1 protein-coding gene is annotated in these 1,510 nt (G+C 70.4%); it reads right to left on the bottom strand.

What is annotated here, in order from left to right:
* Positions 1-414: 414 nt before the first annotated feature.
* Positions 415-1,452: an IS110 family RNA-guided transposase gene (locus tag V6U81_RS29020; RefSeq protein WP_334494232.1), complete on the bottom strand. Its 1,038-nt coding sequence runs from the start codon at positions 1,450-1,452 to the stop codon at positions 415-417.
* Between the last annotated feature and the right edge of the window lie 58 nt (positions 1,453-1,510).

Genomic DNA, 1,510 nt, shown 5'->3' with positions numbered 1-1,510 from the left:
ATCTGGCTCCCCTCTGTGTCATCCATGAAGGAGCGGGGCCGGTCAAGGCTGGGGGTTTGACCTGCTGACGTTGTTTTGCCCGTCTTCCGGCATGAGTTTCGGGCGGGCGTGTGCGCGGCGTCGGGGTCAAGGTTGGGCCGTAGGCCCGCCCGGTAGGGCTTGGCCTTGACGCCGGTGCCGTGTGCGCCATCGTGGTGATGCCGGAAGGCGTTGTGGGTGGTCGCGTCACCAGTTCCGACCGATGTCGGAGAGGCAGGCCGGGGTTCGGCTGCCGGTCATCCATTCGCCCTGCGGGTTCGGGGCATGGTGATGTGCGACCGTGACCGGACGGGGTCAATCAAGCGGGCGGCCTCGCCGTCAGCCGACGGGGGTCAGACACAGAACGAGCTCGCGTCCGGTCACGTCCGAACCTGCTCACGCCGCCGCCCTGGCCGGTGCGAGGGCGCGGATGTGCCCGTCGCGCAGGCCGTAGTAGACGAGGGTGAGCAGCTTGCGGGCCACCGCGACGGTGGCGATGTTGCGTCCGCGTCGCTCAGCGATGCGGGCGCGGGTGGAGGTCAGCCAGGCGGCGGTGTGCGGGACGCCGTGGGCGGCCTCGACCGCGGCCCACCGCACCAGGGTCGAACCCTGCTTCGTGATCCGTCCCCGGTGCACGACAAGGTCGGACTCGCGGTGCCGCGGGGTCAGCCCGGCCCACGAGGTCAGCTCCGCCGGGCCGGGGAACCGGTCGACCTCGCCGATCTCGGCGACGAACACCGCCCCCAGGACCGGACCGACACCAGGGATGGCCTGGACCGCGGTGTAACCACGGTGCCCGGCGAGTCTGGCCCGGATCGGCCCGGCGACCGCGTCGATCTCGAAATCGACTGCGTCGATCAGCCGGCACAGCGAGGACACCCGCCCTCGATAAGCCCCGTCCAACGGTGCGCGAGACAGCAGTTCCCGCCCACCAACGCCGAACAGATCCGAGACAGGGATGTGCACGCCCTGTTTGGCCAACACCGCGTGCACCGACGCCTTCAGCCCGCTGCGCCAGGCGACCAGCTTGGCCCGATACCGCACCAGCTCCCGCAACTCGCGCACCGCCGGCGGGGCCACATACGCCTCCGGCAGCCTGCCCATGCGCAGCAGATCCGCCAGATCGGCGGCGTCACGGGCGTCGTTCTTCACCCGCCGGTAGGCGAACCCCTTCACCCCCAACGGATGCGCCAAATGCACCCGGGCGCCCGCCGCGGCCAGCACATCCACCGCCCAGTACCAGCCATAGGTGGCCTCCAGGACCACTTCGGGATCCGGGCCGGCCTTGGCGATCTCCAACCCCAGCGCCACCGGGTCGTTGTCGATCCGCACCGTGTCGAGCTTCTCGCCCGCCTCGGTCATCCGCACGATCACCGACCGGCGCCGGTGCAGATCGATACCCACGATCTGCCGGCCGTCGTACTCTGCCTGCATGAGGGGCCTCCTTCGTCGTGAGACGTGAGCACCCCGAGCATCCCGCCCGGGACCCACG

Source organism: Micromonospora lacuserhaii (assembly GCF_036902735.1).
In the GTDB taxonomy this organism is placed as follows: domain Bacteria; phylum Actinomycetota; class Actinomycetes; order Mycobacteriales; family Micromonosporaceae; genus Micromonospora.
This window is presented reverse-complemented; position numbering and strand designations above follow the sequence as displayed.

Coding starts and splice junctions, on each gene's coding strand:
- V6U81_RS29020 (WP_334494232.1), bottom strand. CDS start 1,452: ATGCAGGCAGAGTACGACGGCCGGCAGATCGTGGGTATCGATCTGCAC.